The organism is Thalassospira lucentensis MCCC 1A00383 = DSM 14000, assembly GCF_000421265.1.
GTDB classification, from domain to species: Bacteria; Pseudomonadota; Alphaproteobacteria; order Rhodospirillales; family Thalassospiraceae; genus Thalassospira; species Thalassospira lucentensis.
In genome coordinates, this window is sequence record NZ_ATWN01000003.1 from 402,519 (window position 1) to 427,538 (window position 25,020).

Below are 25,020 nucleotides of genomic sequence, written 5' to 3' on the forward strand. Positions count from 1 at the left end.
GGTCCGAATAGGAAATCCAATGAAGTTTTTCATCGATACTGCTGACATTGACGCAATCCGCGAAATCGCCATGTCTGGCCTCGTGGATGGTGTCACCACCAACCCCTCGCTGGTAGCAAAAACAGGCCGACCGTTTCTCGAACTGATCAAGGAAATTTGTGACGTCGTCGACGGCCCGGTCAGCGCAGAAGTTGCTGCGACCGATTACGACACCATGGTCGCAGAAGGCCGCAAGCTGGCAAAGATCGCCGACAATGTCGTCGTCAAACTGCCGCTGACCTCTGATGGCCTTAAAGCTTGCCGTACCTTTACCGACGAAGGCATTAAAACCAACGTCACACTTTGCTTCTCGGTTGGTCAGGCCATTCTGGCGGCCAAAGCCGGTGCAACCTATGTTTCGCCGTTCGTTGGCCGTCTGGATGATATTTCGTCCGATGGTATGCAGCTGATTGCTGACATCGTTGATGTTTATGGCAACTACCCGAACTGGACCACCGAAGTCCTCGTTGCTTCCGCACGTGGCCCGCAGCATGTTGTCGACTCGGCCCGTCTTGGTGCCGATGTTGTCACCATTCCGCCGCAGGTTCTGACCCAGTTGACCAAGCATCCGCTGACCGACAAGGGCCTTGAAACGTTCCTTGCTGACTGGGAAAAAACCGGCCAGTCGATTCTGTAATCTGGCCTGTCATCCGCCTGTTATCAGGTCTTTGTCCTGATGAGCGGATAAAAGCCGACATTGCGTTCGGTTTTTAACATGCATTTAACCCGGCTGCCCGCATTGTGGCAGCCGGGTTTTTTATTTCTCACTGTACAAGCCGGAACCGATGGAAAAGACAGCACTGCGCGCCGACGATGTCGCGACCTTTCTCGCCGAACATCCTGATTTCTTCACTTCGCGCCCTGACTTGCTTGAAAGTCTTGCGTTGCCTGTCCGGGAAATGGGATCAGGTGTCGCCGACATGCAGCAATATGTCGTCGCGCGGTTGCGCGATGAACGCGAAAAGCTGCGCGGTGCCACCAGCGAACTGATCAATATTTCCAAATCCAACCTTGAAACCCAAAGCCGTATCCACCGCGCTGTTTTGGCCATTTTAAATGCACGCGGGTTTGAAACCTTTGTCGAAGCACTTCAGGACCTTGTGCCCGAACTGCTTGATCTTGATGCCATCGCATTGTGCTTTGAAGAATGCGACGAAGCGCCGGTGCCAAGCTGTGATGGCCGCGTGCGCCGCCTTGTTAAAGGGGCGGTTGATCAGGTTCTGGGCGACGAACAGGATGTCTGGCTTTTGCCCGACGATGCCGGGGATGAGGCCATTTTTGGTCCGAAAGCATCCGAAATACGGTCGGCTGCCATTGTGCGACTTGCGCCGTTTTATGGCGATCCGGTTGGCATTGTTGCCTTTGGCGTCAAGGAGCCGGGATATTTCAGCCCGGCACAGGCCAATGACCTGATCATGTTTTTGGCATCCGTGATTGAATTTGGCGTGCGTCGATGGCTCACCCAAACGGTTTAACCGCCCTCACCGTTCCGAGCGATGTGCGCGAAGCCATCGCAGATTGGCGCACGTGGCTTTCTGATGAGCGACGTGCGTCAGATCACACGACCGAAAACTATCTGGCCGATCTTTATGCTTTTCTCGGCTTTATCGGTGGCCATCTTGGCGATGTCCCAGACCTGAAGGCGCTTCTGCGCTTAAACCCGCGCGATTTTCGAAGCTGGCTGGCGCGGCGCAGCATGGATGGCATGGCCAAAACATCCACCGCCCGCGCCCTGTCATCGTTACGCAATTTCTATCGGTTTCTTGATCGGTCAGGACGCGGACAGAATGCCGCCGTCAGTTCCATTCGCAATCCACGCCTGCCCCAAACCGCCCCCAAACCACTTTCACCGGTCGATGCGTTGGCCGTTCTTGAAAATGCGGGTGTCTGGCAAGATGAACCTTGGCTTGCCAAGCGTAACCTTGCACTTTTCACGCTTTTATACGGCTGTGGCCTTCGTATTTCCGAAGCCCTTGATCTGAACGCCAATCAAAGCCCGACAGGGGACTCGATGGTCATCACGGGCAAAGGCAACAAACAACGCCTTGTCCCGGTTTTGCCGATTATCCGCGATGCGATTGAAGATTACCTGCGTGCTTGCCCCTATGCACCGCATGGCAATGACGCACTTTTTGTCGGCGCGCGTGGCAAAAGATTGGTCGCCCAGGTCGCCCAACGCGAAATGCGCAAGGTTCGCGATCTTTTACAATTGCCTGATACCGCAACTCCGCATGCGCTGCGCCATTCCTTTGCCACCCATCTTTTGGCAGGCGGCGGTGATTTACGCACCATTCAGGATCTTTTGGGCCACGCATCACTTTCAACGACCCAACGCTATACCGCTGTTGATAGCGAACAATTGATGGCGGTCTACAACGGCACCCATCCACGCGCCCGGCGATAACTTCGGCACATTATCGTCGAATGGAAACCATCCTGCTTCCGATGCGTTGGGACAATCATCACACAAAGCAGCAAGGAAATCTTATGGCCCGAAACCCGATGAAACTGTTTCGAACTCGCCGCTTTGATGCCAGTCCCAAACACCGGTCGGTCTACAGCGCCTATGAGATCGCCTATTCAGTGATCGACCTTCTGGCGGCGGTTTTATTCATTGTTGGCAGTATCCTGTTTTTGGATGATGCAACGGTTTACGCAGGCACGTGGCTATTTATCATTGGCTCGGTGTTTTTTGCAGCACGTCCAGCCGTAAGGCTGGCACGCGAACTTCATCTTGCCGGGCTTGATGATAACGATGAAAGCCAAGGCTCCCATAAAAACATCCCTGCCAAAACCGCGACGGATCAGGCCCGCAACCCCACCGGGTAGAAGGGTGAAGACGCTGAACGACCTGATTTGGGAAAAATTCACTTCGTCTTGCCGTTCTTTCCCCCTTACACTGCGCGCAAACAGTTAAAATGCCCGGAGAAAAATCATGATCCTGCGATCCAGTGACCCGTCGCCATTTGGCCGGAAAGTTAAGATTGTTGCCAAGATGCTTGGTGTTTACGACCAATTGTCGGTCGAACTGTCGAACACCAACGATCCAGCTGACAGCCTTCGCACGCAGAACCCGCTGGGGAAAATCCCGATCCTTATTCTTGATGATGGTCGCAAGATATTTGATTCACGCGTGATTTGTGAATACTTGGATGCGCAGGCCGATGGCGTGACCCTACATCCAACCGAAAGTGATGCCCGCTGGGATGCCCTTACCTTACAGGCACTGGGCGACGGCATTATTGATGCCTCAATCCTGCAGGTCTATGAAACCCGCATGCGTACCGAAGACAAACGCGATGACGGCTGGATGTCCTATCAGGCGGACAAGGTCAAACGTGCACTGGATCAAATTGACGCAAACCCACCGGCATTTGGTGCTGATCTTCATATCGGCCATGTCGGCATTGCCTGTGCACTGGGGTATCTTGACCTGCGGTTTGACGGAAAATGGCGACAAACATACGGCAACCTCGTCACATGGCTGGATGAATTCCGGTCGCGTGTGCCTGCATTCGATGCGACCCAATTCAAAGGCTGATTTTTTAAATCAACGCCGGGCGTCATGGGCTCGGCGTTTTTAACGCCAAATACGGTCCATTGACCATATTGATCCAACAAGCCCCGGAGACCCGATGATATGTCACGTCTAAACAGTGTTATCCGCCGCCTGCAGGCCCAACGCGATTGCCTGAATGCAGCGGCTGAAATGATCAAGGATCAGGACGGGATCGTGCTCGAAGTTGGCCTTGGCAATGGCCGTACGTTCGATCATTTGCGTGAAATCATGCCGGACCGGGAAATCTATGTGTTTGACCGGCAGATTGCCGCCCACCCGAAATGCATTCCCGATGATGACCATCTGTTCCTTGGCGATATTTTCGAAACCCTGCCAATGGCCGCGGAGCGTTTCAAAGGTAAAGTCGCCCTTGTGCATTCCGATGTTGGCACCGGCGATGAAGACCTGAACGCCAAAATCGCAGCCTTTATCGGCCAGACCCTGCCGACGGCCCTTATGACTGGTGCCATTGTTGCGTCTGATCAGAAAATTGATGTTCCCAACACCATCGCAGAACCGCTGCCCGAAGGGGTCCCCAAAGACCGCTATTTCTTCCGCCGGTATCAAGGTTAATCCTTTAATGGGGGCATGACAGATCAAATGGACAAGTATCAGCTCTTTGAGCAATTGCATCTGCGTACCGGGGCGTTTGTCATCCCAAACCCCTGGGATGCAGGGTCCGCCCGCATCCTTGCCGCACTTGGGTATGAAGCATTGGCAACCTCCAGCGCCGGGCTGGCCTTTTCCATTGGCCAACAAGATTCTGCGGCACGTATTTCACGCGAAGCCATCTTGCAAAATGCACAAGATATCGTCAACGCAACCAACTTGCCTGTTTCCGCCGACTTGGAAAACGGTTTTGGTCCTGATCCAGAATCCTGCGAAAAGACGATTTCACTCGCAGCAAAAATCGGACTTGTCGGTGGCTCAATCGAAGACGCAACAGGTGATCCCAACAACCCGATTTTTGATTTCAACCTTGCTGTAGAACGCATTGCCGCCGCCGTCGAAGAATCCCGTAAACATCCTTTTATGTTAACCGCGCGCGCAGAAAACTTCCTGCATGGTAAACACGATCTGGATGATACAATTCTTCGTCTTCAGGCCTTCGAAAAGGCGGGCGCAGATGTTCTTTATGCGCCGGGCCTGAATGATATCGCGGCAATACGAACGGTTTGCGCATCTGTCACCCGCCCGGTCAATGTTGTGATGGGGCTTTCCGGTCCGACCTACAGCGTCAGCGAATTAGAACAGGCAGGCGTCAAACGCATCAGTGTTGGCGGGTCGTTTGCCCGGGCGGCACTTGGCGGCCTCATGCGTGCCGCGCGCGAGGTAAAAGACCATGGGACTTTTACTTACGCCAAAGATGCGCTGTCTTCGTCAGAAGCTGAAAAATACATATTTACCCCACCCAAAAATTGAATAACCCCTTCCTCGACACGGGGCATAGCGTTCAAGGCAAACAATGAGCACACCAGAGACACTTTCGCCAAGCGGTTCACAAATTTCCGAAGCCGAGGCCTTCCTTGCCAAATACCCGGATGTCGAAGCCATCGATATTATCCTGACCGACTTTCATGGGATTGGCCGGGGCAAGACAATCCGGCGTCATGAACTTGAGTCCATCTATAAATCCGGGCGCGGCCTGCCAAGTTCGATTTTTGGACAGGATGTGACCGGCGAGGACGTTGATGATTGCGGGTTGGTGCAAACTGGCGGAGGGGGCGACGGTCGGTGCTGGCCGGTACCCGGGACGCTGGGTTATTTGCCTCATACGGGGCGCGGGCAACTTTTGATCAGCATGTACAACGAAGACCGCACGCCGCATGATGTGGACCCGCGCAATGTATTTGCAGCACAGGTAACCCGTGCCCGGAAACTCGGCTTCACCCCGATGGGGGCGTTTGAGCTGGAATTTTATTTGGTCGATCGCGAAGCCGACGCAGACGGGCTTTATCACCCGGCGTCCTATGCCCTGACCAAACGCCGTAGCACCTTGCGCAATACCATGTCAGTCGATGAAATTGATGAGATGTCGCCGCTGTTTGATGCGATCTATGAAGGTGCCAAGCATCTTGATCTGACACTCGAAACCCTGATTTCGGAATATGGCCCCGGCCAGTATGAAATGACGATCCGCTATCGCAATCTGATGCGGGCGGCTGATGACGTCATCATTGCCAAACGCCTGATCCGCACCGTCGCACGGCGTTTTGGCACAGAAGCCGTGTTTATGCCAAAACCGTTTGGCACTGAAGCCGGGTCGGGCATGCATTTGCATCTGTCACTGGCCGATGATGCGGGCAACAACCTGTTTGCCGATCAGGCAGATGGATCGTTAAGCCCACTTATGCTGAATGCGATTGGCGGCATTCGCGGCTCGATTGGCGAGACGATGTTGCTTTTGGCCCCGTTCATGAATTCATGGCGCCGGTTTGCGTCGGCGATGTATTCACCAGCATCCGATGACTGGGGTGTTGAAAACCGTACGGTGGCATTGCGGGTTCCCGGCACACCGGGCAAAACCCGCCATTTTGAACATCGCATTGCCGGTGTGGATGCCAACCCGTATCTGGTGGCTGCCGTTACGCTGGGCGCAGCCCTTGACGGTATTGAAAGTAAAATCGATCCGGGCACGCCATGTACCGATGAAATCGGTCAGGCCAAAGCCCTAAATGACCTGCCGCGCCACTGGCTGGACGCGATTGATCAGTTTGGCGCCTCTGACTTCAACAAGCGCACGCTTGGCCCACGCTTCCATACCGCCTTTACCAAAATCAAGCAGGCGGAATATGAACATATGGCGCTTAAGGTATCAGCCGCAGAATGGGAATATTACGGATTTTCGATCTAACCTATGTTCCCAGAAAAACAAATCTGTCCCCATTTCTCATTTTAGGTGTCTTTGTGATGCGATCATCAGTAGCTCAGGTTCAAACCGAGCGCCCTGCTAAGGAAGAATGTAACGAACCCCAGGCATAGTAGTGCTAGCACGAAGATTGCGGCAACTTTGGCCCCCGCGAGCATTACCGCGCGCGTCCCGCCCTTTTCGCCTTGATCGTAATGCCACTTGATGGCGAAGAACATGGCCGTCAGCAGTGCGACAACTTTAAACGTACCAAAGACGATAGGGACCCAATCCATACTAAAGACTCTCATTTGCATCAGCTTGATGCGTTATGATCTCATCTTGGGCAAACATGTATTTCTCATTCTGCAACGCTGATATGTAACAGCAGGAGGCAGCTTTCTGACCTGTATCTTTGGTTCGGGAATGACCGCTTAGGACCGATTCCGAAAGGCCACGGGAACGAGAAATGGGAACTGAAGACTGAGGCGGGAGTGGGAATACTACGGATTTACGATTTGACCACCGTTCCGGTCAGGGTGCCCTGACCGGGAACAGGATCGTCGGGAAACCCGATTAAAAGACGCGCTTGGCCCGGGTGTTTGATCCTCTGGCCGAAAAGGCGACTTTGGGGCGGGCATCGATCATTTTCTGATCACGCAAATACGCCACTTCCAGATCGCGAGGATCGACAGTCATAAGACGTGCGTCGTCGGAGCGATCCGAGTTGGTGTTCAAATGCATCTGTGTGGAAACCCACTGCCACGTCGGATATGTGACTTTTTCGTCCTGCATTTCTTCGGTCATGACTTTATAAGACCCGGCAGGCAGAACTTCGGCCAGACCGCGCAAGCTAAACGGTCTTACAAAATTCAGAATTTTAGATGTTGTACGGTTTGTCAAAGTAGCTCCTACCGCGCAAAAGCGCGTTGGTTAGAAAAAACGAAAATAATTATTTCCGTCATTAATCAGGCGGGATTTCATTTCAGCCATGTGCAAGTCCGCGTCACCTTTTAGGTGCTTTAAAAAGGATGCTTTATTCCGCGACGATCAAAATAAAAATATCTGCTCACATGTGAAATACTAAAAACATATCCAGTATTCACTATATGAATATTTATCGATATTTTACAACGAACATATTTTTATATTTTGCTGCGTTGCGAAATTTATCAACGTTTCTGCCGAAAAGTCCGAATACCTCCCAAGCACCAAAACAATGCAACCAGGGCCATGCACCTTTTAAAGTTCGGGAATCCGTGCACGACGCCCCATTTCCTTGCTATCGCGGTCTAATGGCGATATTCAGGTTTCAAACTGTCATTAACTTGCAATGCTGGGCCCCGCTTCTTATCTCCGGCTTGCAACAGGCGAGATGAGACGACGCCATGAATGAAATGATTACAATTGCCGAAGCTTCGGTGGACGCAATGTCGGAAATGCAGATTGATCCGACTTTGGATCTTGAGGCGGAAATAGCCCGCCTTAAGAAAGAAAAGAACGCGATCATTCTGGCCCATTACTATCAGGATGGGGAAATTCAGGATCTTGCCGATTTTGTCGGCGATAGCCTTGATCTGTCGCGCAAGGCGGCCGAAACCGATGCCGATGTCATCGTGTTTTGTGGCGTGCGCTTCATGGCCGAGGTTGCCAAGATTCTAAGCCCGAATAAAACCGTCCTGCTACCCGATTCCAAAGCGGGTTGCTCGCTCGAAGATTCGTGTCAGCCCGAACCGTTTCGCAAATTCCGCGAACAGCATCCTGATCACGTATCGATCACCTATATCAACTGCTCGGCCGAGGTAAAGGCAGCATCGGACATTATCGTAACATCGTCCAATGCCGCCGAGATCATTGATCAGATCCCGGCAGACAAGCCGATTCTTTGGGCACCTGACCGCCATCTTGGGGCATATCTTGCCAAGAAAACCGGTCGTGACATGACGTTGTGGAATGGTTCATGCATCGTGCATGAACAGTTTTCAGAACGCGAACTGATCCGTTTGCAAACGCAAAACCCGGACGCCAAGGTTGCCGCCCATCCGGAATGCCATGATGGCATTCTCAAACATGCCGATCATATCGGGTCCACCCGTGCCATTCTGGAATATGTAATCAACGGTCCGGATCAGAAATATCTGATCGCGACTGAACCACACATCATCCACCAAATGGAAAAAGCCGCCCCGCACAAGGAATTCATTCCCGTACCCGGTGCCGACGGATCGTGTGCGTGCAACAATTGCCCGTTCATGGAGCTTAATACGCTTGAAAAGCTGTATCTGTGTCTGGTCAATAATGGCCCGCAGATCGTCATGCCGGAAGATTTGCGCGTCGCAGCCGTCAAACCGCTTGAACGGATGCTGGAAATGTCAAAAGGCATTCCACTGAAAAAAGACGACGCGGCCTAAGCCGAACCATTTAACAGCCCCGCACATTTTGCGGGGCTGTTTTCATTCCCACACGACTTCAAAACGGCTGCCCATCATGACCGTCCTGACCCAAGCTGAAATTTCAGAATTCATCGACCGCGCCTTTGCCGAAGACATCGGCCCCGGTGACATCACATCGGATAATGTCGTGCCCGAAAATGCGCGCCTGCGTGTCGCGCTTGAAACCCGCGAGGATATCGTCGTCGCCGGGCTTGATATTGCGCTGGATTGTTTTCGTAAACTGGTCCCGGATGCCAAAATCACAAAGCACTGCGAAGACGGCCACGCCATCAAGGCAAAGGACGTTTTGGCCGTGGTTGAGGGCAATGCCCGCGGCATCCTGACGGCGGAGCGCACAGCCCTTAACACCCTGCAGCACCTTTCGGGGATTGCCACCACCACGCGGACCTATGTTGCTGCTATGGGTGATACGACGACAAAGCTACTTGATACCCGCAAAACATTGCCGGGCTGGCGCAAGCTTGAAAAATATGCAACCCGTATGGGTGGGGCCCAGAACCACCGCATGGGGCTTTATGACGGGGTGATGATCAAGGACAACCATATCGGCGTTGTCGGATCGATCACCAAATGTGTTGAGGCCGCACGGGCCGCCAACCTGCCGAAAATCGAAGTCGAATGCGACACCCTTGATCAGGTCCACGAAGCAGCAAGTGCCGGGGCAGATATCATCCTGCTTGATAATATGGGCCCGGAAATGCTGTGCGAAGCGGTTGCCATCGTCGATGGCCGTTGCAAAACCGAGGCGTCGGGCGGTGTAAACCTTCAGACCATTGGCGCCATTGCTGCCACCGGCGTTGATTATGTATCCGTCGGTCGGATCACCCAATCGGCCCCGGCGGTTGATATCGGACTTGATGTCGCGATCCTGTAAATCGCGCGAGATGCTGGAATGACAAAACCGGACATCATTAAAGTCATCGAAACGGCAAACTGGATTTTGCGCGATGGAGCCAAAATCCTGTCGGTACGCAGCCATGGTCGGGATCGGTTTTACCTGCCGGGTGGCAAAATTGATCCGGGCGAAACCGCCCATGACGCAATCATGCGCGAAATCAACGAAGAACTTGGCGTTGATCTGATCCCTGACACCATCCGCGAGTTGGGCACCTTTGCCGGACAGGGGCACAAACAGCCCGACGGGGTAATTGTGCGCATGACGTGCTTTGTGGCCGACTATCGCGGCACACTTTCCCCGGCACGCGAAATTGCCGAGCTGCGCTGGCTCACCCCGTGTGAACGGAACCTCATGGCGCCCATGGGCCAAAAGATCACCGCTGCACTGTTTGATATCTAGGTTTCCAACCAGACAATCCCAAACGCCCCCACTAACGCGGTGCGTCGCCGTCGGGCTCTCCGCCCGCATCGGGGATCGACCGGCCTGCGGCATCTGCATCGCGCGAAACATCCTTTGCCGCAGATGGCGGAGTGGCCTTCTTTTCAGCCCCTTCGCCAATCTCACCCGTATCATTGCCGTCATCTGATGACGGGGTCGACGGGGCAGGTTCATCAAGCTTTTGGGCCTCAGGTCCGGGCTGTTTGCGTCCTTGACCAGCTTCGCGGATGGCATCGGTTAATTTGTCGATATCACGCAGATTAAGATCACGCTGCGGGAATGGGACTTCGACACCCTCGTCGCGGAACCGCTGCACCAATTCAAAGCGGATCGAGCTGGCAACCGCCAAAACATCCCCGATATCGCGCAGGAAATAGCGTAGTTCGAAATCAAGCGAACTGGCGCCGAAATCCATAAACACGACCTGTGGCGCCGGATAGCTCAGGATCTCACGGCGCTTATCGGCCATCTCAATCAGGATTTCGCGAACCTTTTCTACATCCGACCCATAGGACACGCCAATTTTGATGATGCCACGTCCCGACCGCTCCTTAAGCGTCCAGTTCAGAACCCGATTGGAAATCAGTTCCGAGTTCGGGATCACGATGGAGGACCGGTCAAAGGTCTCGATCTCGGTCGCGCGCACCCGGATGTCTTTGACAAACCCCTGATCTGCGCCAACCACAATCCAGTCACCGACCTTGATCGGGCGTTCGACCAACAAGATCAGGCCAGATACAAAGTTATTCACGATACTTTGCATCCCAAAACCGATACCGACCGAAATCGCACCGGCAATGATCGCAAGGTTGGACAAATCCAGACCAGCCGCCGAAATCGCCAGAAGCACTGCAAGGCAAATCCCGACATACCCGAAAATTGCCGAAACCGAATGCTGCAAACCTTCGTCAAGCTTGGTATTGGGCAAAACGCGGGTACTGAGCATGCGCTGGAAAAATCGCATCAACCCCAGCACAATGACAAACATCATCACCGCAATCAGGATCGTGCGCAGCGAAATGTTGAAGCCACCCACTTGAATTCCGATAAAGGCCTGCCCGGCAACATCAATCAGATCCACCCAGGCAATGTCGGTAAAGATCATGACCGCGATCGGCACGGCAATGACGACCATCACCACATCAATCGTCATCCTCAGCCAGAAATAAAGCGTGCCGTGCACCGCATTGGCACTTGCACTGTCATCACTGGTTTCGGGGGTGACAAGATAGGTATGCATCAACGCACGGGCATAACCGCGCAGCAACCAGTAAGACGTCATGAACGCGCCCGCCATCATCAGGTTTTCGAGGATAAAACGCGCAAGCGCCACATAGCCGAGCACCATCAAAAGCGGCAAGGCAATCGAAATCATTTTCAGACCCCGGCGGCTGCGGCGCTCAAGCTTGGCCCAGAATTCGTGTCGGTCACGCTCGTCATGTATCCAGAAAACCCCGAGCGAGGATACAAACAACAGGATCGAGATGATCATGACATTTGAAACGCTTTGCACCAACGCCAGATCAAGCGAGGTACCAAGCGTGGTCGCCCCTTGCAACAGGATCATGTCCCAGGCAAAGATCAAAGCGACCGCAAGAGAACACAAACCGACAACCCGCGCCCCGTGATCCGTCGTGCCGGACCGGCGCATGGACGGTGCAAAGGGCGAATGAATGCTGCGAATTGCCGCCCCAACAAACAAAAGAAACAGAGCTGCCCCAAAACATTGATGGATGAAATCACCAATGCTTCCGCTTAACAAATCGGGCTGTCCATCAACCATCTGATAGGCAATCAAAAGCGCAATTCCCGGCACCATTGCAGTAAACAGGAACCGCGTTCCCGACACCAACGCCACCCGGTCCTCTGTCGGCATTGATTTCCAGCGCGACGGAATATAGCGCAGGACGATGACCTCGCCGCCAATCAGGGCCGCGATAACAACAAACGCCAGCAAAACCAACCCCGGCGCAATTTCGCCAAGCTGGTCTTCGACCTTGCCATCAATTGCGAGGTTGGCGTATCGGGCCTGAACCATGCTGGGAATGTGGAAAAGCTGGTCCCAGCCCTCTACCCAGACCTTGGCGTCTGTCGGCACACCGACCCGGCCCAGAATGCGACGGGTAAACCGTTCGCGTGCCAGACTGCTCAACTGATCGGAAATTTCGGTCGCCCGAAAATTGGAAAGCTCAATCTGTTTGATGACCCCACTGACATTGGCAATGTCCCTGTTGAGGCGATCACGCTCTTCGGCAACGGCCGGCACTTCGGACTGGCCTTCTGCCGGGGCTTCGCCCAGTTTGCTTTTGGCAGCTTTTATGCGTTCAAGCCGTTCGCTTGCGCGGCCCTGAAGCGTTCGGCCCGCTTCAAGAATGCGTTCTGTAATACTCCGTCCATCCACCAGTAAGCGGCTTGGCACATCGTTGTCATCGAGTTCTTTTTCGATATCGTCAAGCTGTTTGGTCCAGTCAGCAATGCGGTCTTGTGCGTATTTGACCTCAAACCGCTGGGTTGCGGACTGACCTTCGTCGGCGTCTTGTGCCTGCAAGGGCGCGCTCGCAGCCAGCCAGACAAAACAGACTGCAAACCCGATAAGAAAACGACGTACTGAATTCATAGTTGATGTTCCATCATGATCCTTGAGGAACGGGATTTGACCGTTTCTCCCGATTTGTAAACAGGTTACACTGAAGCCCAGAACGAATCACGCAACGTTTCGTTCCCGGCAACACGCCAACCACCATTCAAATTTGTGCGCCACAGCCACAAAGGGAACCAAAGATGACGACATCGGGCCTGATCAACGCATTCGACGTCGCCCCAACCGGTACCGCGCAATCCATTGACTGGGGCGAGCTTGCCACCAAAATACCCGCCCTTGACGACGGTCATTATCTTTGGGTTCACCTCGACTGGATGACAGAGGGGGTCCACGATTGGCTGATGGATATTGCCGGCATCGACCCGACAATTGCCACCAACCTTGCCACCCGTGGCACCCGCCCGTCTGTGTTCTTCTATGATCATGGTTTTTCCATGAACCTGCGCGGGGTCAACTTGAATGCGGAAAACGATCCGGCCGACATGATTTCCGTTCGTTTCTGGCTGTCGGAAAACATCATCATCACATTGCGCAATCAACCGCTTAAGGCGTTTGACGATATCCGTAATGCCATTGCACAGGGGACTGCCCCGCGCAGTCCCGATGATTTCATCCTGACCGTTGCCGAACGGCTGGCCTATCGGGTTGAAAATGTCGTGCGTGACCTTGAAGAAGACGTCGAAGCCATCGAAGATGATCAGGAAACAGTGACCGAAGGTAAAACATTGCCCTTGCGCATGCGCGGGTCCGACATTCGCAACCAGCTGTCGCGCTTGCGGCGTCATCTTGCCCCACAACGCGACGCACTGGGCCAGTTTGTCGAGCACAAACCAAGCTGGTCGGACAAACGGTTTAAACGACGTGCGCGCGCACTGGCCGACAAAACCATCCGTCTGGTCGAAGAATTCGACTCCCTGCGCGAGCGCATTCAGATCGTGAATGAAAACCTGATGGCGCTTGAAACCGAACGGATGAACAGAACCATGTATTGGTTGACCGTCATTGCCGGACTTTTCCTGCCGATCAGTTTTGTCACCGGGCTGCTGGGCATCAATGTCGGTGGCATCCCGGCCGCCGACAGCCCATGGGGATTTGTCGGTGTGGTCGTTATCTTAAGCGCATTTGTCGCGCTGGAAGTCTGGTTGTTCAAAAAAATGCGGCTGATATGAACAGATGATACCGCCCCGCCTGCGCATGGGCCGTGGCTGAATTGCACAGCACCTTGTTGCAATGCGGTACTGCTTGGCGCTATGACTTTGCCAACGCCCGCGTTTCTTTCACTGCAATCGAGATATGTTAATGACTGACGGCCCGCTTTCACGTTACCGCGCGAAAATCACCAATGGTGAGCTGTCCCATGACCCGATGCAGGAACTCTGCGCGGAAAAGCTGCAAAGCCTCAAAAACGCCCTGTCAAACTATGAACCGGCAACCGGATCAGGTGGCTGGCGCGAACGGTTTGGCCTGACGCGCCGCCGCGATGAACCCACCCCGCCGTCCGGGCTTTATATCTACGGCGAAGTCGGACGGGGCAAATCCATGCTGATGGATCTGTTCTATGAAACCATCGATATTGAACAAAAACGCCGCGTTCATTTTCATGACTTCATGCAAGACGTCCATAACCGCATGCACCGGTATCGTCAGCAAAAGGAAAAAGACGACGCCGATCCCATCCCGCCAATCGCAAAAGATCTGACAAATGACGCGTGGCTATTGTGTTTCGATGAAATGCAGGTCACCGATATTACCGATGCGATGATTCTCGGTCGTTTGTTTGAACATCTGTTCGAACATGGTGTGGTGATCGTCACCACATCAAATCGCCAACCTGATGACCTTTATAAAGACGGCCTTCAGCGGCAGAATTTCGTGCCGTTTATTGAGATGATCAAGCAAAAGCTTGATGTTCTTGAACTGGCGAGCGCGACCGATTATCGCATGCGCAACCTGACGGCGGCGGACGTTTTCGTTTATCCGATATCGCGCGATGATGCCCTGCCCAAAATCGACGAAATGTTCACCACCCTGACAGAAGGCGCACGCGTCGCCCCCGATAGCCTGACTGTTAAAGGCCGCAAGATCGAAATCTCGGCCGTCGGGGCCGGTGTTGCCAAATTCAGCTTTGAAGAACTGTGCACGCGCCCGCTTGGGCCGGGCGACTACATTGCACTTGCCACCCATTTCCATACCATTGTCATCGATTTCATTCCGAAATTGCCTGACGCACGTCGGGATTGGGCAAAGCGCTTTGGCACCCTGATCGATGCAATGTATGAACATAAAACCAAATTGATCTGTGCGATTGAATGCGACCCCACCGAGATTTATACCGACGGCGATTATTCGTTTGAATTTCAGCGCACAGTGTCACGTATGACTGAAATGCGCAGTCAGGAATACCTCGATATGGCGCATCTGACCTGATCAGGCGTGCTTGTTGATCACATATGCACAGGCGCAAATTGATGTGCGGAGACGCGGTATCCATGTGCGCGTTTTATCGGGCACTTTCCCCGGGTAATCACAGCGGATTAGCCCGCGCCATGCCACAGTCGGACACCATATTTTCGTATGGGAAAAACGACTCCACCCACCTGAGTTTAAAACAATTGCAATTATTCGCCACGCAGTAGCTTTTCGGGCGGCGATTCTTGCGTGAGCACGATCACAAACGCACAAATGCGCAAAATTCACCGAACGCGCGATTTTTCGAATACAGCATCACCGCATGGCAGATAGCAGTTTCATGCAATGCTGTGCGGATCAGAACATCATCTCGCGCCCGAATTCGCGGCAAAAGCCCGCACTGCCTTTCCTTTAGGCATCGCGCAATCGCAAACTGGCTTTGGTTTTGCTGCATATTCTGACTTGTTCGCAATTGCAGCATGACCGGTTTTTGAGCGTTTAGACCATAGTTGCAACAAACCGGGAACCGGCGGTTTTCCTCGTAAAAACAGCGGCGTTTCCCCTTGTAAATCAGGACAAATCAGTTTACGACACTTGATGTTTACGAACGAATATTTCGCGTTCGCAGGTTTAAATTTTCAATCGCGCTCCCAACTTGAGTTTCGACCCCCAGGAAGTGCAATAGGGAAGAAGGTAACGGAATGGCCCGCAACAAGATCGCGCTCGTCGGTGCTGGCAATATTGGTGGCACGCTTGCTCACCTCGTCGGACTGAAAGAGCTTGGCGACGTCGTCCTTTTCGACATCGTTGATGGCATGCCACAGGGCAAGTCGCTCGACATTGCTGAATCCTCCCCCGTCGACATGTTTGATGCCGACCTCAAGGGTACCAGTGACTATAAGGATATCGCAGGCGCTGATGTCGTCATCGTCACCGCAGGTGTCGCCCGCAAGCCGGGCATGAGCCGTGATGATCTCATCGGCATCAACACCAAAGTCATGACCCAGGTTGGTCAGGGCATCAAGGAACATGCACCGAACGCATTCGTCATTGTGATCACCAACCCGCTTGATGCGATGGTTTGGGTGATGCAGCAGGCAACTGGCTTCGATCCGAAGAAAGTTGTTGGCATGGCTGGCGTTCTGGATTCAGCACGTTTCCGTTACTTCCTCGCAGAAGAATTCAAAGTATCGGTCAAGGACGTCACCGCGTTCGTTCTTGGCGGTCACGGCGACACCATGGTCCCGTCGATCCGCTATTCGACCGTTGCAGGCATCCCGGTTCCTGACCTAATCAAAATGGGTTGGACCACGCAGGAAAAGATCGACGAGATCGTTCAGCGTACCCGTGATGGTGGTGCCGAAATCGTTGCCCTTCTGAAAACAGGTTCTGCATTTTACGCCCCGGCTGCTTCGGCAATCGCGATGGCAGAAAGCTACCTGAAAGATCAGAAACGCGTCATGCCGGTTGCTGCTTATCTGAGCGGTGAATACGGCGTTGATGGTATTTACGTTGGCGTCCCGGTTGTTCTGGGCGCTGGCGGTGTCGAACGCATCGTCGAGATCAATCTCGACGAGTCCGAAAAGGCAAACTTCGAGAGTTCCGTGGCAGCTGTCCGCAGCCTCGTCGAAGCTGCCAAGGGCATGCTCTAAGAACGCGAAACGGGCTGGTCAGTGACCGGCCCGTTTTTCAATCATTGTAGTTTTTCAAACTTCAATGATCGCGGGCCTCGCAATAAAGTCCCTCCCGCAAGTTACGGGGACATTGAAATCCCGATTTCTGACCCACAGGAAATCGTACGGAAGGCAAGAAAGCGACCTAACATGAATATTCATGAGTACCAGGCGAAAGAAATTCTTCGCAAATACGGTGTGACTGTGCCGAACGGCAAAGTTGCCTACACCGCCGAGGAAGCCATTGAAGCTGCCCAGTCCCAGGCTGGCCCGGTTTATGTGGTGAAATCCCAGATCCATGCAGGTGGCCGCGGTAAGGGCACCTTCAAGGAAGACAAAGCCGGCGATAAGGGCGGTGTTCGTGTTGTCAAAAGTGTCGAAGAAGTCGGCACCAACGCTGAACAGATGCTCGGTTCGACCCTGGTTACCCACCAGACCGGTCCGGACGGCAAAGAAGTCAAGCGCGTTTACATCGAAGAAGGCTGCGATATCGCACGTGAACTGTATCTTTCGGTTCTCGTTGACCGCGCTTCCTCACGCGTGATCTTCATGGCATCCACCGAAGGTGGCATGGACATTGAGGAAGTTGCAGAAGCAACCCCGGAAAAGATCGTCACCGTTGACATCGACCCGGCTGCTGGCTTCTCGGGCTTCCATGGCCGCAAACTGGCGTTCGCTCTTGGCCTTGAAGGCAAGCAGGTTTCCAAAGCTGTCAAGTTCATGTCAGCAATGTACCAGTGCTTCCTCGATACCGATGCTGCAATGGTTGAAATCAACCCGCTGGTCGTGACCGGCGATGGTGACATCATTGCGCTCGATTGCAAAATGAGCTTCGACGACAACGCGCTGTTCCGTCATCAGGACATCGAAGACCTGCGCGACGAAGACGAAGAAAATCCGGCCGAACTTGAAGCTGCCAAGCACAGCCTCAACTACATCAAGCTTGATGGCACCATCGGCTGCATGGTCAATGGTGCAGGCCTTGCCATGGCAACCATGGACATCATCAAACTTTATGGTGGTGCACCGGCAAACTTCCTCGACGTTGGTGGCGGCGCAACCAAAGAACGCGTTACCACGGCCTTCAAACTGATCTTGTCTGATCCGAATGTCGAAGGCATTCTGGTCAACATCTTTGGTGGCATCATGCGGTGTGACGTGATTGCAGACGGCGTTGTGGCAGCAGCCCGCGAAGTCAGCCTGAACGTTCCGCTGGTCGTTCGCCTCGAAGGTACCAATGTCGAACTTGGCAAGAAGATCCTCGAAGAATCGGGTCTGCCGATTGTTTCGGCTGATAACCTTGCCGATGCCGCCGAGAAGGTGGTCAAAGCTGTGAAGGAGGCCGCGTAACTATGGCTGTTCTCGTCGATAAAAACACCAAAGTTATCTGCCAGGGTTTCACTGGTTCGCAGGGTACCTTCCACAGCGAACAGGCTATTGCCTATGGCACGAAAATGGTTGGCGGCGTTACCCCGGGTAAAGGCGGCACCAAGCACCTTGACCTGCCGGTTTTCAACACCGTTGCCGAAGCGAAACACGTTACCGAAGCAAATGCCTCGGTCATCTATGTTCCGCCGCCCTTTGCTGCTGATGCAATTCTTGAAGCCATCGATGCGAAAATCGAACTGGCTGTCTGCATCACCGAAGGCATTCCGGTTGCCGACATGGTTCGCGTCAAGCGTGCGCTCGAAGGTTCTTCGACCCGCCTGATCGGTCCGAACTGCCCGGGTGTCATCACCCCGGATGAATGCAAAATCGGCATTATGCCCGGTCACATTCACCGTCGCGGTAAAATCGGTATCGTGTCGCGTTCAGGAACCCTCACCTACGAAGCAGTTGCACAGACCACGGCCGCTGGCCTGGGTCAGTCGACCTGTATCGGTATTGGTGGTGACCCGGTCAACGGCACCAACTTCATTGATTGCCTCGACCTGTTCCTGCGGGATCCGGAAACCGAAGGCATCATCATGATTGGTGAGATCGGTGGTACTGCAGAAGAAGAAGCATGTGAGTTCCTGAAAGCTTCGGCTGTCAAGAAACCGGTTGCTGGCTTCATCGCGGGTGTGACTGCACCTCCGGGTAAACGCATGGGCCATGCCGGTGCGATCATCTCCGGCGGTCAGGGCACTGCGGATGCGAAAATGGAAGCAATGCGCAGTGCTGGCGTACTTGTAGCTGATTCGCCTGCGAGCCTCGGTTCGACCATGCTGAAGGCGTTGAAGGGCTAATCTGGGTAGTCAGAGGAAAGGCAAGGGGGGGCGTGGTCCTTCTTGGGGACCATGCCTTCCAAGACCACAAATGAAACCTCAAGATCTCGATACGATTCTGAACGAGTCGAACGCAACCTACATCGCTGAACTTTATGCGCGCTACACGGAAAGCCCGACTGCGGTTGACCAAAGCTGGGCAGAGTTCTTTGACGGGTTGCAGGACGACGCCTCCGCACTCCTCGCAGAAATGCGTGGGCCAAGCTGGCAACCACGGGAAACCACGGTTGTCGGCGGCATGGAGGGATACGACGTCTCACAAGGGTATGCCGAACGTCCGGTCCAAGCGGCCTATGCGCCGGCAGCCTATTCCGCACCTGCTGGTGGGTCGGTTAATTCCGACGCCATTCGTGCGGCAGCCAATGACTCTATTCGCGCACTGATGCTGATCCGATCCTTCCGTGTGCGCGGACATCTGGAAGCAAATCTTGATCCGCTGGGCCTTGCCCCGCGTGAACCACATCCGGAACTTGATCCCAAGACCTATGGCTTTACCGAGGCCGATCTGGACCGTCCGATCTTCATCGCCAATGTACTTGGCCTTGAGACCGCGACCATTCGTCAGATCGTATCGATAGCACGCAAAACCTATTGCGGGTCCATCGGTATTGAATTCATGCACATTCAGGAACCTGACCAGAAAGCATGGATTCAACAGCGTATTGAAAGCATCGGGAACCAGACTCAGTTTACCGCACGCGGCAAGGAAGCCATCCTTGACCGCCTGATTGCTGCCGAAGGGTTCGAAAACTATCTGCACACCAAATATGTCGGTACCAAGCGTTTTGGTATTGATGGTGGTGAATCCCTGATGCCGGCAATGGAACAGATCCTCAAGCGCGGGAGCCAGCTTGGCATCCGCGAGGTTGTGTTCGGTATGCCGCACCGTGGTCGTCTGAACGTTCTTGCCAACGTTATGAGCAAGCCGTTCCGTGCGATCTTCTCGGAATTCATGGGCAATCCGTCAAAACCGGACGACGTGATGGGCTCAGGTGATGTTAAATATCACCTCGGGACATCCGCCGACCGCGAATTTGATGGCAATGTTGTTCACCTCTCGTTGACGGCAAACCCGTCACACCTTGAGGCGGTCAACACGGTTGTCCTTGGTAAGGTTCGTGCCAAACAGTCCCAACGCAAAGACACCGAACGTGAGCAGGTTATGGGTATCCTCCTGCATGGCGATGCGGCCTTTGCCGGTCAGGGCCTTGTGGCAGAAACCTTCGATCTGTCGCACCTCAAAGGCTATCGTACCGGCGGTACGATCCACTTTGTGGTCAACAACCAGATCGGGTTCACGACCAAACCAACAGATTCACGCTCTTCGCCTTATTGCTCGGACATTGCCAAAGTCGTTCAGGCTCCGATCCTGCACGTCAATGGCGACGATCCCGAAGCAGTGGTCCATGCGGCACGTATCGCGACTGAATTCCGTCAGGAGTTCAAACAGGACGTCGTCATCGACATGTTCTGCTATCGCCGCTTTGGCCATAACGAAAGTGACGAACCGGCATTCACCCAGCCCAAGATGTATGACGTGATCGGCAAACATCCGACCACCAAGGACATCTATGCCAAACAGCTGATCAAGGAAGGTCTTCTGACCGAAGATCGCATCAAGGAACTGGACAAATCGTTCCAGGATTATCTTGATGACGAATTCAAGGCGTCGGAAAATTACCGTCCGAACAAGGCTGACTGGCTTGAAGGTAAATGGTCGGGTCTTGCATCCTCGCACGGCGAAGATGCGGACTGGACCGGTGATACCGGCGTTGCCGACGATCTGCTGGCCGAAGTTGGTCGTGCATTGTCGACCCCGCCAAGTGACTATGACATCAACCGCAAAATCCTTCGTCAGTTGAAGGCCAAAGCCAAGATGTTTGAAACCGGCGAAGGTATCGACTGGGCAACTGCCGAAGCCATGGCATTCGGAACTTTGATGTGCGAAGGCACACCTGTTCGTCTGTCTGGTCAGGATTGCCAGCGCGGAACGTTCTCGCAACGTCATGCCAAGCTGATTGATCAGACCAACGAAGCAAAATACACCCCGCTCAATAACATCCGCACCGGTCAGGCCGAGCTTGAGGTTCTCAACTCGCCGCTGTCCGAAGCAGGTGTTCTTGGCTTTGAATATGGTATCACCCTTGCAGAACCGCATTCGTTGGTTCTGTGGGAAGCCCAGTTCGGTGATTTTGCCAACGGCGCACAGGTCATCATTGACCAGTTCATCAGCTCGGGCGAAGCCAAATGGCTGCGTATGTCGGGTCTGGTGATGCTTCTGCCGCACGGTTACGAAGGCCAGGGTCCAGAACATAGTTCTGCACGTCTGGAACGTTACCTGCAGCTTTGTGGTGAAAATAACATGCAGGTGGCGAACGTCACGACACCAGCAAACTATTATCACATCCTGCGCCGTCAGATCCGCCGTTCGTTCCGTAAACCGTTGATCCTGATGACGCCGAAATCGCTTCTGCGTCACAAACAGGCTGTATCCTCGCTGTCCGAATTCGGCACGGGGACCAAATTCCTGCCGGTGATCAGCGAAAGCGGAAAAATGGTCGCTGACAGCAAGGTCAAACGCGTCGTTCTGTCGTCGGGTAAGGTCTATTACGACCTTCTCGCCGAACGTGAAAACCGTGGCATCGAAGATGTTGCGCTTGTGCGTGTCGAACAGCTTTATCCGTGGCCAGAACAAGAACTTGCCACGGAACTGGCCAAATATCCGAATGCTGATGTTGTCTGGTGCCAGGAAGAATCCGAAAACATGGGTTCGTGGTACTACGTCGATCGTCGTATCGAAGGCACACTTGCCAGCATCAAACACAAGACGGGTCGTCCCGTCTATGTCGGTCGTGCAGCATCCGCTTCGCCGGCAACGGGTCTTCTTAAGGCCCACTTGCGTGAACAGGCCGAACTTGTCGATGCGGCACTAAGCGTCAAATAACTTTACCGGACGGGCGAGGAATCGCCCGTCCGATACGTTCATTTAGAATTCATTCGCATCACGGCAGGCCCACACTGCCTGATTGAAAAAACGGTCGAGGAAAAAATGGCGACTGAAGTTAAAGTTCCCGCACTGGGCGAGTCTGTATCCGAAGCCACAGTGGCGAAATGGTACAAAAAAGTTGGTGATGCTGTTGCAGCCGATGAACCGATTGTCGAACTTGAAACCGACAAAGTCACGGTTGAAGTCAACTCACCGGTTGCCGGCGCGATTGCCGAACTGGTTGTTGGCGAAGGCGACGAGGTTGAAGTTGGCGCCCTGATCGCCATGATCACCGAAGGTGCTGAAGGTTCAGCTGCGGCGGAACCAGCCAAGGACGAGGCACCAGCCGAGAAAAAAGAAGAAGCACCGGCGAAGAAAGAAGAAGCCAAACCGGCTCCTGCTGCTGCGCCTGCTTCGACGACCGCATCAAACAGCGACCATCCATTGGCCCCTGCTGTTCGTAAACTGGTCGAAGACAAAAATCTTGATCCGTCAAAAATTCCGGCTTCGGGCAAAGACGGTCGCCTGACCAAGGGCGATGTTCTGAACTTCCTTGAAGGCGGCGGATCGGCATCGCGTTCTGCAGCCCCGGCGGCGGCACCTGCCCCGGCAGCACCGAAGCCTGAGCGTGACCTGCGCGACGGTGAAGAACGTGTCAAAATGTCCAAGTTGCGCCAGACCATCGCGCGCCGCTTGAAAGAAGCCCAGAACACTGCGGCCATGCTGACCACTTATAACGAAGTGGACATGACCAACCTTCTGGCATGCCGTAACAAATACAAAGAAGGTTTTGAGAAGAAACACGGTGTGAAGCTTGGCTTCATGTCCTTCTTCATCAAAGCCTGCACCACGGCACTCAAAGAGTGGCCTGCTGTTAATGCCGAAATCGACGGCACCAGCTTCATCTATAAAAACTACTGCGATATCGGCGTTGCTGTCGGCACCCCGCAGGGTCTTGTTGTTCCGGTTATCCGTTCAGCAGAAGAAAAGAACTTTGCTGATCTGGAAAGCACCATTGTCGATTTCGGCAAGCGTGCGCGTGACGGAAAACTCGGCATGGATGAAATGAGTGGTGGTTCGTTTACCATTTCGAACGGTGGTGTATTTGGGTCGCTTCTGTCGTCCCCGATCCTCAATGCACCGCAGTCGGGTATCCTCGGCATGCATAAAACCCAGATGCGCCCGGTCGCAATCGACGGCAAAGTCGAAATTCGTCCGATGATGTATCTGGCACTGTCCTATGACCACCGTGTCATTGACGGCCGCGAAGCGGTTTCGTTCCTGGTACGCGTCAAGGAATGCATCGAGAACCCAGAACGCATTCTGCTCGACATCTGATCAGACAAAAGGATCAAAGAACTCATGAGTGAGAACTACGACGTTGTCGTGATCGGTGGCGGTCCTGGCGGTTACGTTTGCGCCATCCGCGCCGCACAGCTTGGTCTTAAGGTTGCCTGCGTTGAAAAACGCGGCACCCTTGGCGGCACCTGCTTGAATGTCGGGTGCATTCCATCCAAAGCCCTGCTGCATTCCTCGCACCTGTTTGAGGAAGCAACCGAGCATTTCGATACCCATGGCATCGAAGTCAGCAAGCCAAAGGTCAACATCGAAAAGATGATGGCCCGTAAGGACAAGGTTGTTGACGGAAATGTCAAAGGTATCGAGTTCCTGTTCAAAAAGAACAAGATTACCTATGTCAAAGGTGCTGGCGAAATTACGTCACCGACCACCGTTAAGGTTGCTCTTCTTGATGGTGGCGAAGAAACCATCACCGCCAAGAACATCGTGATCGCCACGGGTTCGGAAGTTACCCCGTTGCCGGGTGTTGAAATCGATGAGAAAAACATCGTTTCGTCGACCGGTGCACTGGTTCTGCCGAAAGTGCCGAAAAAGATGGTTGTTATCGGTGCTGGCGTGATCGGGCTTGAGCTTGGTTCTGTCTGGCGTCGTCTTGGTACCGAAGTGACCGTGATCGAATTCCTTGATCGTATCCTACCGGGCATGGACGGTGAGCTGGTCAAACAGACACAGCGCATCTTCGCCAAACAGGGTCTTGAATTCAAACTGGGCCACAAGGTTACCGGTGCGAAATCAACCAAGTCTGGTGTGACTTTGACTGTTGAACCATCCAAGGGTGGCGACGCAGAAGAAATCAAAACCGATGTCGTTCTGGTCGCGATTGGTCGCCGTCCGTTTATCACTGGCCTTGGTCTTGATAAAGCTGGCGTCGAGCTTGACGAACGTGGTCGGGTTAAAACCGACGAACACTTCCAGACCAATGTTGGTGGCATCTTCGCCATCGGCGATGCAATCGCCGGTCCGATGCTGGCTCATAAGGCCGAAGAAGACGGTGTAGCCCTTGCCGAAATGCTGGCTGGCGAAGAAGGCCATGTCGATTACGACAAGGTCCCGGGTGTTGTTTACACTTGGCCGGAAGTTGCAGCTGTTGGCAAAACCGAAGAGCAGCTGAAGGAAGAAGGCGTTGACTATAAAGTCGGCAAATTCCCCTTCACCGCCAATGGTCGCGCCAAGGCAATGGAAAGCACGGAAGGTTTCGTCAAAATCCTCGAAGACAAGAAAACGCACCGTGTTGTCGGCGCGCATATTGTCGGCCCGGCTGCTGGTGACCTGATTGCCGAAGTGGTTCTGGCGATGGAATACGGCGCATCCGCCGAAGACATCGCACGCACCTGCCACGCCCACCCGGCTCTTGGCGAATCCGTCAAGGAAGCAGCGCTGGACGCGGACAAACGCGCAATCCACATGTAATCTTATCCGTCATAGGATAATTGAAACGGTCGTCCTTGCGGGCGGCCGTTTTATTTTGTCTGATGGATAAATTGGCCCT

General features: G+C 53.7%; 22 protein-coding genes. 19 read left to right on the top strand and 3 right to left on the bottom strand.

The features are described from left to right. Positions 1–19 precede the first annotated feature (19 nt). The 8 genes from fsa (at position 20) to K355_RS0108640 (ending at position 6,452) form a co-directional block, all read left to right on the top strand. Entirely contained in the window at positions 20–676 is a 657-nt protein-coding gene (gene fsa / locus K355_RS0108605) for a fructose-6-phosphate aldolase (protein WP_022731722.1), read from the top strand. A 148-nt stretch (positions 677–824) separates the two neighbouring features. After that, on the top strand, positions 825–1,514 hold the full coding sequence (locus K355_RS0108610) for a DUF484 family protein (protein ID WP_022731723.1): 690 nt from the start codon (positions 825–827) through the stop codon (positions 1,512–1,514). Next, positions 1,493–2,443 (top strand): tyrosine recombinase XerC, encoded by a 951-nt coding sequence (locus K355_RS0108615; RefSeq protein WP_022731724.1) that lies wholly within the window; start codon positions 1,493–1,495, stop codon positions 2,441–2,443. Before K355_RS0108610 ends, K355_RS0108615 begins: the two co-directional genes overlap by 22 nt. Before the next feature lie 83 nt (positions 2,444–2,526). Then, positions 2,527–2,868 carry a YrhK family protein gene (locus K355_RS23560; protein WP_245562927.1) on the top strand — a complete coding sequence of 114 codons (342 nt, stop codon included), beginning with the start codon at positions 2,527–2,529 and terminating at the stop codon, positions 2,866–2,868. Between the two features lie 106 nt (positions 2,869–2,974). Beyond that, positions 2,975–3,580, top strand: coding sequence for a glutathione S-transferase family protein (locus K355_RS0108625; RefSeq protein WP_022731726.1), 606 nt, complete (start codon positions 2,975–2,977; stop codon positions 3,578–3,580). Positions 3,581–3,679: 99 nt separating this feature from the next. Continuing rightward, a complete protein-coding gene (locus K355_RS0108630) occupies positions 3,680–4,171 on the top strand; it encodes a class I SAM-dependent methyltransferase (protein WP_022731727.1) in 492 nt (163 codons plus the stop codon). A 27-nt stretch (positions 4,172–4,198) separates the two neighbouring features. Continuing rightward, positions 4,199–5,020, top strand: a complete 822-nt coding sequence (locus K355_RS0108635) for an isocitrate lyase/PEP mutase family protein (protein WP_245562928.1) — start codon at positions 4,199–4,201, stop codon at positions 5,018–5,020. Between the two features lie 43 nt (positions 5,021–5,063). Then, positions 5,064–6,452: a glutamine synthetase family protein gene (locus tag K355_RS0108640; RefSeq protein ID WP_022731729.1), complete on the top strand. Its 1,389-nt coding sequence runs from the start codon at positions 5,064–5,066 to the stop codon at positions 6,450–6,452. A gap of 65 nt (positions 6,453–6,517) precedes the next feature. Here the strand turns inward: K355_RS0108640 and K355_RS0108645 are convergent, their stop codons facing one another. Both K355_RS0108645 and K355_RS0108650 read right to left on the bottom strand, forming a co-directional pair. After that, a complete protein-coding gene (locus K355_RS0108645) occupies positions 6,518–6,742 on the bottom strand; it encodes a hypothetical protein (RefSeq protein WP_022731730.1) in 225 nt (74 codons plus the stop codon). A 280-nt stretch (positions 6,743–7,022) separates the two neighbouring features. Then, positions 7,023–7,349, bottom strand: a complete 327-nt coding sequence (locus tag K355_RS0108650; protein ID WP_022731731.1) for a hypothetical protein — start codon at positions 7,347–7,349, stop codon at positions 7,023–7,025. Between the two features lie 485 nt (positions 7,350–7,834). Here K355_RS0108650 and nadA point away from each other — a divergent pair, with 485 nt between their 5' ends. From nadA to K355_RS0108665, 3 genes are all read left to right on the top strand, one after another. Further along, on the top strand, positions 7,835–8,857 hold the full coding sequence (gene nadA / locus K355_RS0108655) for a quinolinate synthase NadA (protein ID WP_022731732.1): 1,023 nt from the start codon (positions 7,835–7,837) through the stop codon (positions 8,855–8,857). Between the two features lie 76 nt (positions 8,858–8,933). After that, complete coding sequence (gene nadC, locus K355_RS0108660; RefSeq protein ID WP_022731733.1) at positions 8,934–9,773, top strand: carboxylating nicotinate-nucleotide diphosphorylase; 840 nt, start codon at positions 8,934–8,936, stop codon at positions 9,771–9,773. An 18-nt stretch (positions 9,774–9,791) separates the two neighbouring features. Continuing rightward, entirely contained in the window at positions 9,792–10,196 is a 405-nt protein-coding gene (locus tag K355_RS0108665; protein WP_022731734.1) for an NUDIX hydrolase, read from the top strand. 31 nt (positions 10,197–10,227) lie between these two features. Here the strand turns inward: K355_RS0108665 and K355_RS0108670 are convergent, their stop codons facing one another. Beyond that, positions 10,228–12,852 carry a mechanosensitive ion channel domain-containing protein gene (locus K355_RS0108670; protein WP_022731735.1) on the bottom strand — a complete coding sequence of 875 codons (2,625 nt, stop codon included), beginning with the start codon at positions 12,850–12,852 and terminating at the stop codon, positions 10,228–10,230. 164 nt (positions 12,853–13,016) lie between these two features. Here K355_RS0108670 and K355_RS0108675 point away from each other — a divergent pair, with 164 nt between their 5' ends. From K355_RS0108675 to lpdA, 8 genes are all read left to right on the top strand, one after another. Further along, the gene (locus K355_RS0108675; protein WP_022731736.1) at positions 13,017–14,006 is read left to right on the top strand and encodes a zinc transporter ZntB; all 990 of its coding nucleotides are present in this window, start codon (positions 13,017–13,019) and stop codon (positions 14,004–14,006) included. Positions 14,007–14,136: 130 nt separating this feature from the next. Further along, positions 14,137–15,264, top strand: coding sequence for a cell division protein ZapE (zapE, locus tag K355_RS0108680; protein WP_022731737.1), 1,128 nt, complete (start codon positions 14,137–14,139; stop codon positions 15,262–15,264). Positions 15,265–15,947: 683 nt separating this feature from the next. Beyond that, positions 15,948–16,898 (top strand): malate dehydrogenase, encoded by a 951-nt coding sequence (gene mdh / locus K355_RS0108690; protein ID WP_022731739.1) that lies wholly within the window; start codon positions 15,948–15,950, stop codon positions 16,896–16,898. 141 nt (positions 16,899–17,039) lie between these two features. Then, the gene (gene sucC / locus K355_RS0108695) at positions 17,040–18,269 is read left to right on the top strand and encodes an ADP-forming succinate--CoA ligase subunit beta (RefSeq protein WP_258548867.1); all 1,230 of its coding nucleotides are present in this window, start codon (positions 17,040–17,042) and stop codon (positions 18,267–18,269) included. A gap of 2 nt (positions 18,270–18,271) precedes the next feature. Beyond that, positions 18,272–19,147 carry a succinate--CoA ligase subunit alpha gene (sucD, locus tag K355_RS0108700; protein WP_022731741.1) on the top strand — a complete coding sequence of 292 codons (876 nt, stop codon included), beginning with the start codon at positions 18,272–18,274 and terminating at the stop codon, positions 19,145–19,147. Positions 19,148–19,217: 70 nt separating this feature from the next. After that, positions 19,218–22,130: a 2-oxoglutarate dehydrogenase E1 component gene (locus tag K355_RS0108705; RefSeq protein ID WP_022731742.1), complete on the top strand. Its 2,913-nt coding sequence runs from the start codon at positions 19,218–19,220 to the stop codon at positions 22,128–22,130. Between the two features lie 105 nt (positions 22,131–22,235). Further along, positions 22,236–23,510: a 2-oxoglutarate dehydrogenase complex dihydrolipoyllysine-residue succinyltransferase gene (gene odhB, locus K355_RS0108710; protein ID WP_022731743.1), complete on the top strand. Its 1,275-nt coding sequence runs from the start codon at positions 22,236–22,238 to the stop codon at positions 23,508–23,510. A 24-nt stretch (positions 23,511–23,534) separates the two neighbouring features. Then, complete coding sequence (gene lpdA / locus K355_RS0108715; RefSeq protein ID WP_022731744.1) at positions 23,535–24,941, top strand: dihydrolipoyl dehydrogenase; 1,407 nt, start codon at positions 23,535–23,537, stop codon at positions 24,939–24,941. Positions 24,942–25,020: the final 79 nt, after the last annotated feature.

What these genes read in the sequence shown, in the direction of transcription:
- fsa (WP_022731722.1), top strand. Translation starts at nt 20, where the DNA reads ATGAAGTTTTTCATCGATACTGCTGACATTGACGCAATCCGCGAAATC.
- K355_RS0108610 (WP_022731723.1), top strand. Translation starts at nt 825, where the DNA reads ATGGAAAAGACAGCACTGCGCGCCGACGATGTCGCGACCTTTCTCGCC.
- K355_RS0108615 (WP_022731724.1), top strand. Translation starts at nt 1,493, where the DNA reads ATGGCTCACCCAAACGGTTTAACCGCCCTCACCGTTCCGAGCGATGTG.
- K355_RS23560 (WP_245562927.1), top strand. Translation starts at nt 2,527, where the DNA reads ATGGCCCGAAACCCGATGAAACTGTTTCGAACTCGCCGCTTTGATGCC.
- K355_RS0108625 (WP_022731726.1), top strand. Translation starts at nt 2,975, where the DNA reads ATGATCCTGCGATCCAGTGACCCGTCGCCATTTGGCCGGAAAGTTAAG.
- K355_RS0108630 (WP_022731727.1), top strand. Translation starts at nt 3,680, where the DNA reads ATGTCACGTCTAAACAGTGTTATCCGCCGCCTGCAGGCCCAACGCGAT.
- K355_RS0108635 (WP_245562928.1), top strand. Translation starts at nt 4,199, where the DNA reads ATGGACAAGTATCAGCTCTTTGAGCAATTGCATCTGCGTACCGGGGCG.
- K355_RS0108640 (WP_022731729.1), top strand. Translation starts at nt 5,064, where the DNA reads ATGAGCACACCAGAGACACTTTCGCCAAGCGGTTCACAAATTTCCGAA.
- K355_RS0108645 (WP_022731730.1), bottom strand. Translation starts at nt 6,742, where the DNA reads ATGGATTGGGTCCCTATCGTCTTTGGTACGTTTAAAGTTGTCGCACTG.
- nadA (WP_022731732.1), top strand. Translation starts at nt 7,835, where the DNA reads ATGAATGAAATGATTACAATTGCCGAAGCTTCGGTGGACGCAATGTCG.
- nadC (WP_022731733.1), top strand. Translation starts at nt 8,934, where the DNA reads ATGACCGTCCTGACCCAAGCTGAAATTTCAGAATTCATCGACCGCGCC.
- K355_RS0108665 (WP_022731734.1), top strand. Translation starts at nt 9,792, where the DNA reads ATGACAAAACCGGACATCATTAAAGTCATCGAAACGGCAAACTGGATT.
- K355_RS0108670 (WP_022731735.1), bottom strand. Translation starts at nt 12,852, where the DNA reads ATGAATTCAGTACGTCGTTTTCTTATCGGGTTTGCAGTCTGTTTTGTC.
- K355_RS0108675 (WP_022731736.1), top strand. Translation starts at nt 13,017, where the DNA reads ATGACGACATCGGGCCTGATCAACGCATTCGACGTCGCCCCAACCGGT.
- zapE (WP_022731737.1), top strand. Translation starts at nt 14,137, where the DNA reads ATGACTGACGGCCCGCTTTCACGTTACCGCGCGAAAATCACCAATGGT.
- mdh (WP_022731739.1), top strand. Translation starts at nt 15,948, where the DNA reads ATGGCCCGCAACAAGATCGCGCTCGTCGGTGCTGGCAATATTGGTGGC.
- sucD (WP_022731741.1), top strand. Translation starts at nt 18,272, where the DNA reads ATGGCTGTTCTCGTCGATAAAAACACCAAAGTTATCTGCCAGGGTTTC.
- K355_RS0108705 (WP_022731742.1), top strand. Translation starts at nt 19,218, where the DNA reads ATGAAACCTCAAGATCTCGATACGATTCTGAACGAGTCGAACGCAACC.
- odhB (WP_022731743.1), top strand. Translation starts at nt 22,236, where the DNA reads ATGGCGACTGAAGTTAAAGTTCCCGCACTGGGCGAGTCTGTATCCGAA.
- lpdA (WP_022731744.1), top strand. Translation starts at nt 23,535, where the DNA reads ATGAGTGAGAACTACGACGTTGTCGTGATCGGTGGCGGTCCTGGCGGT.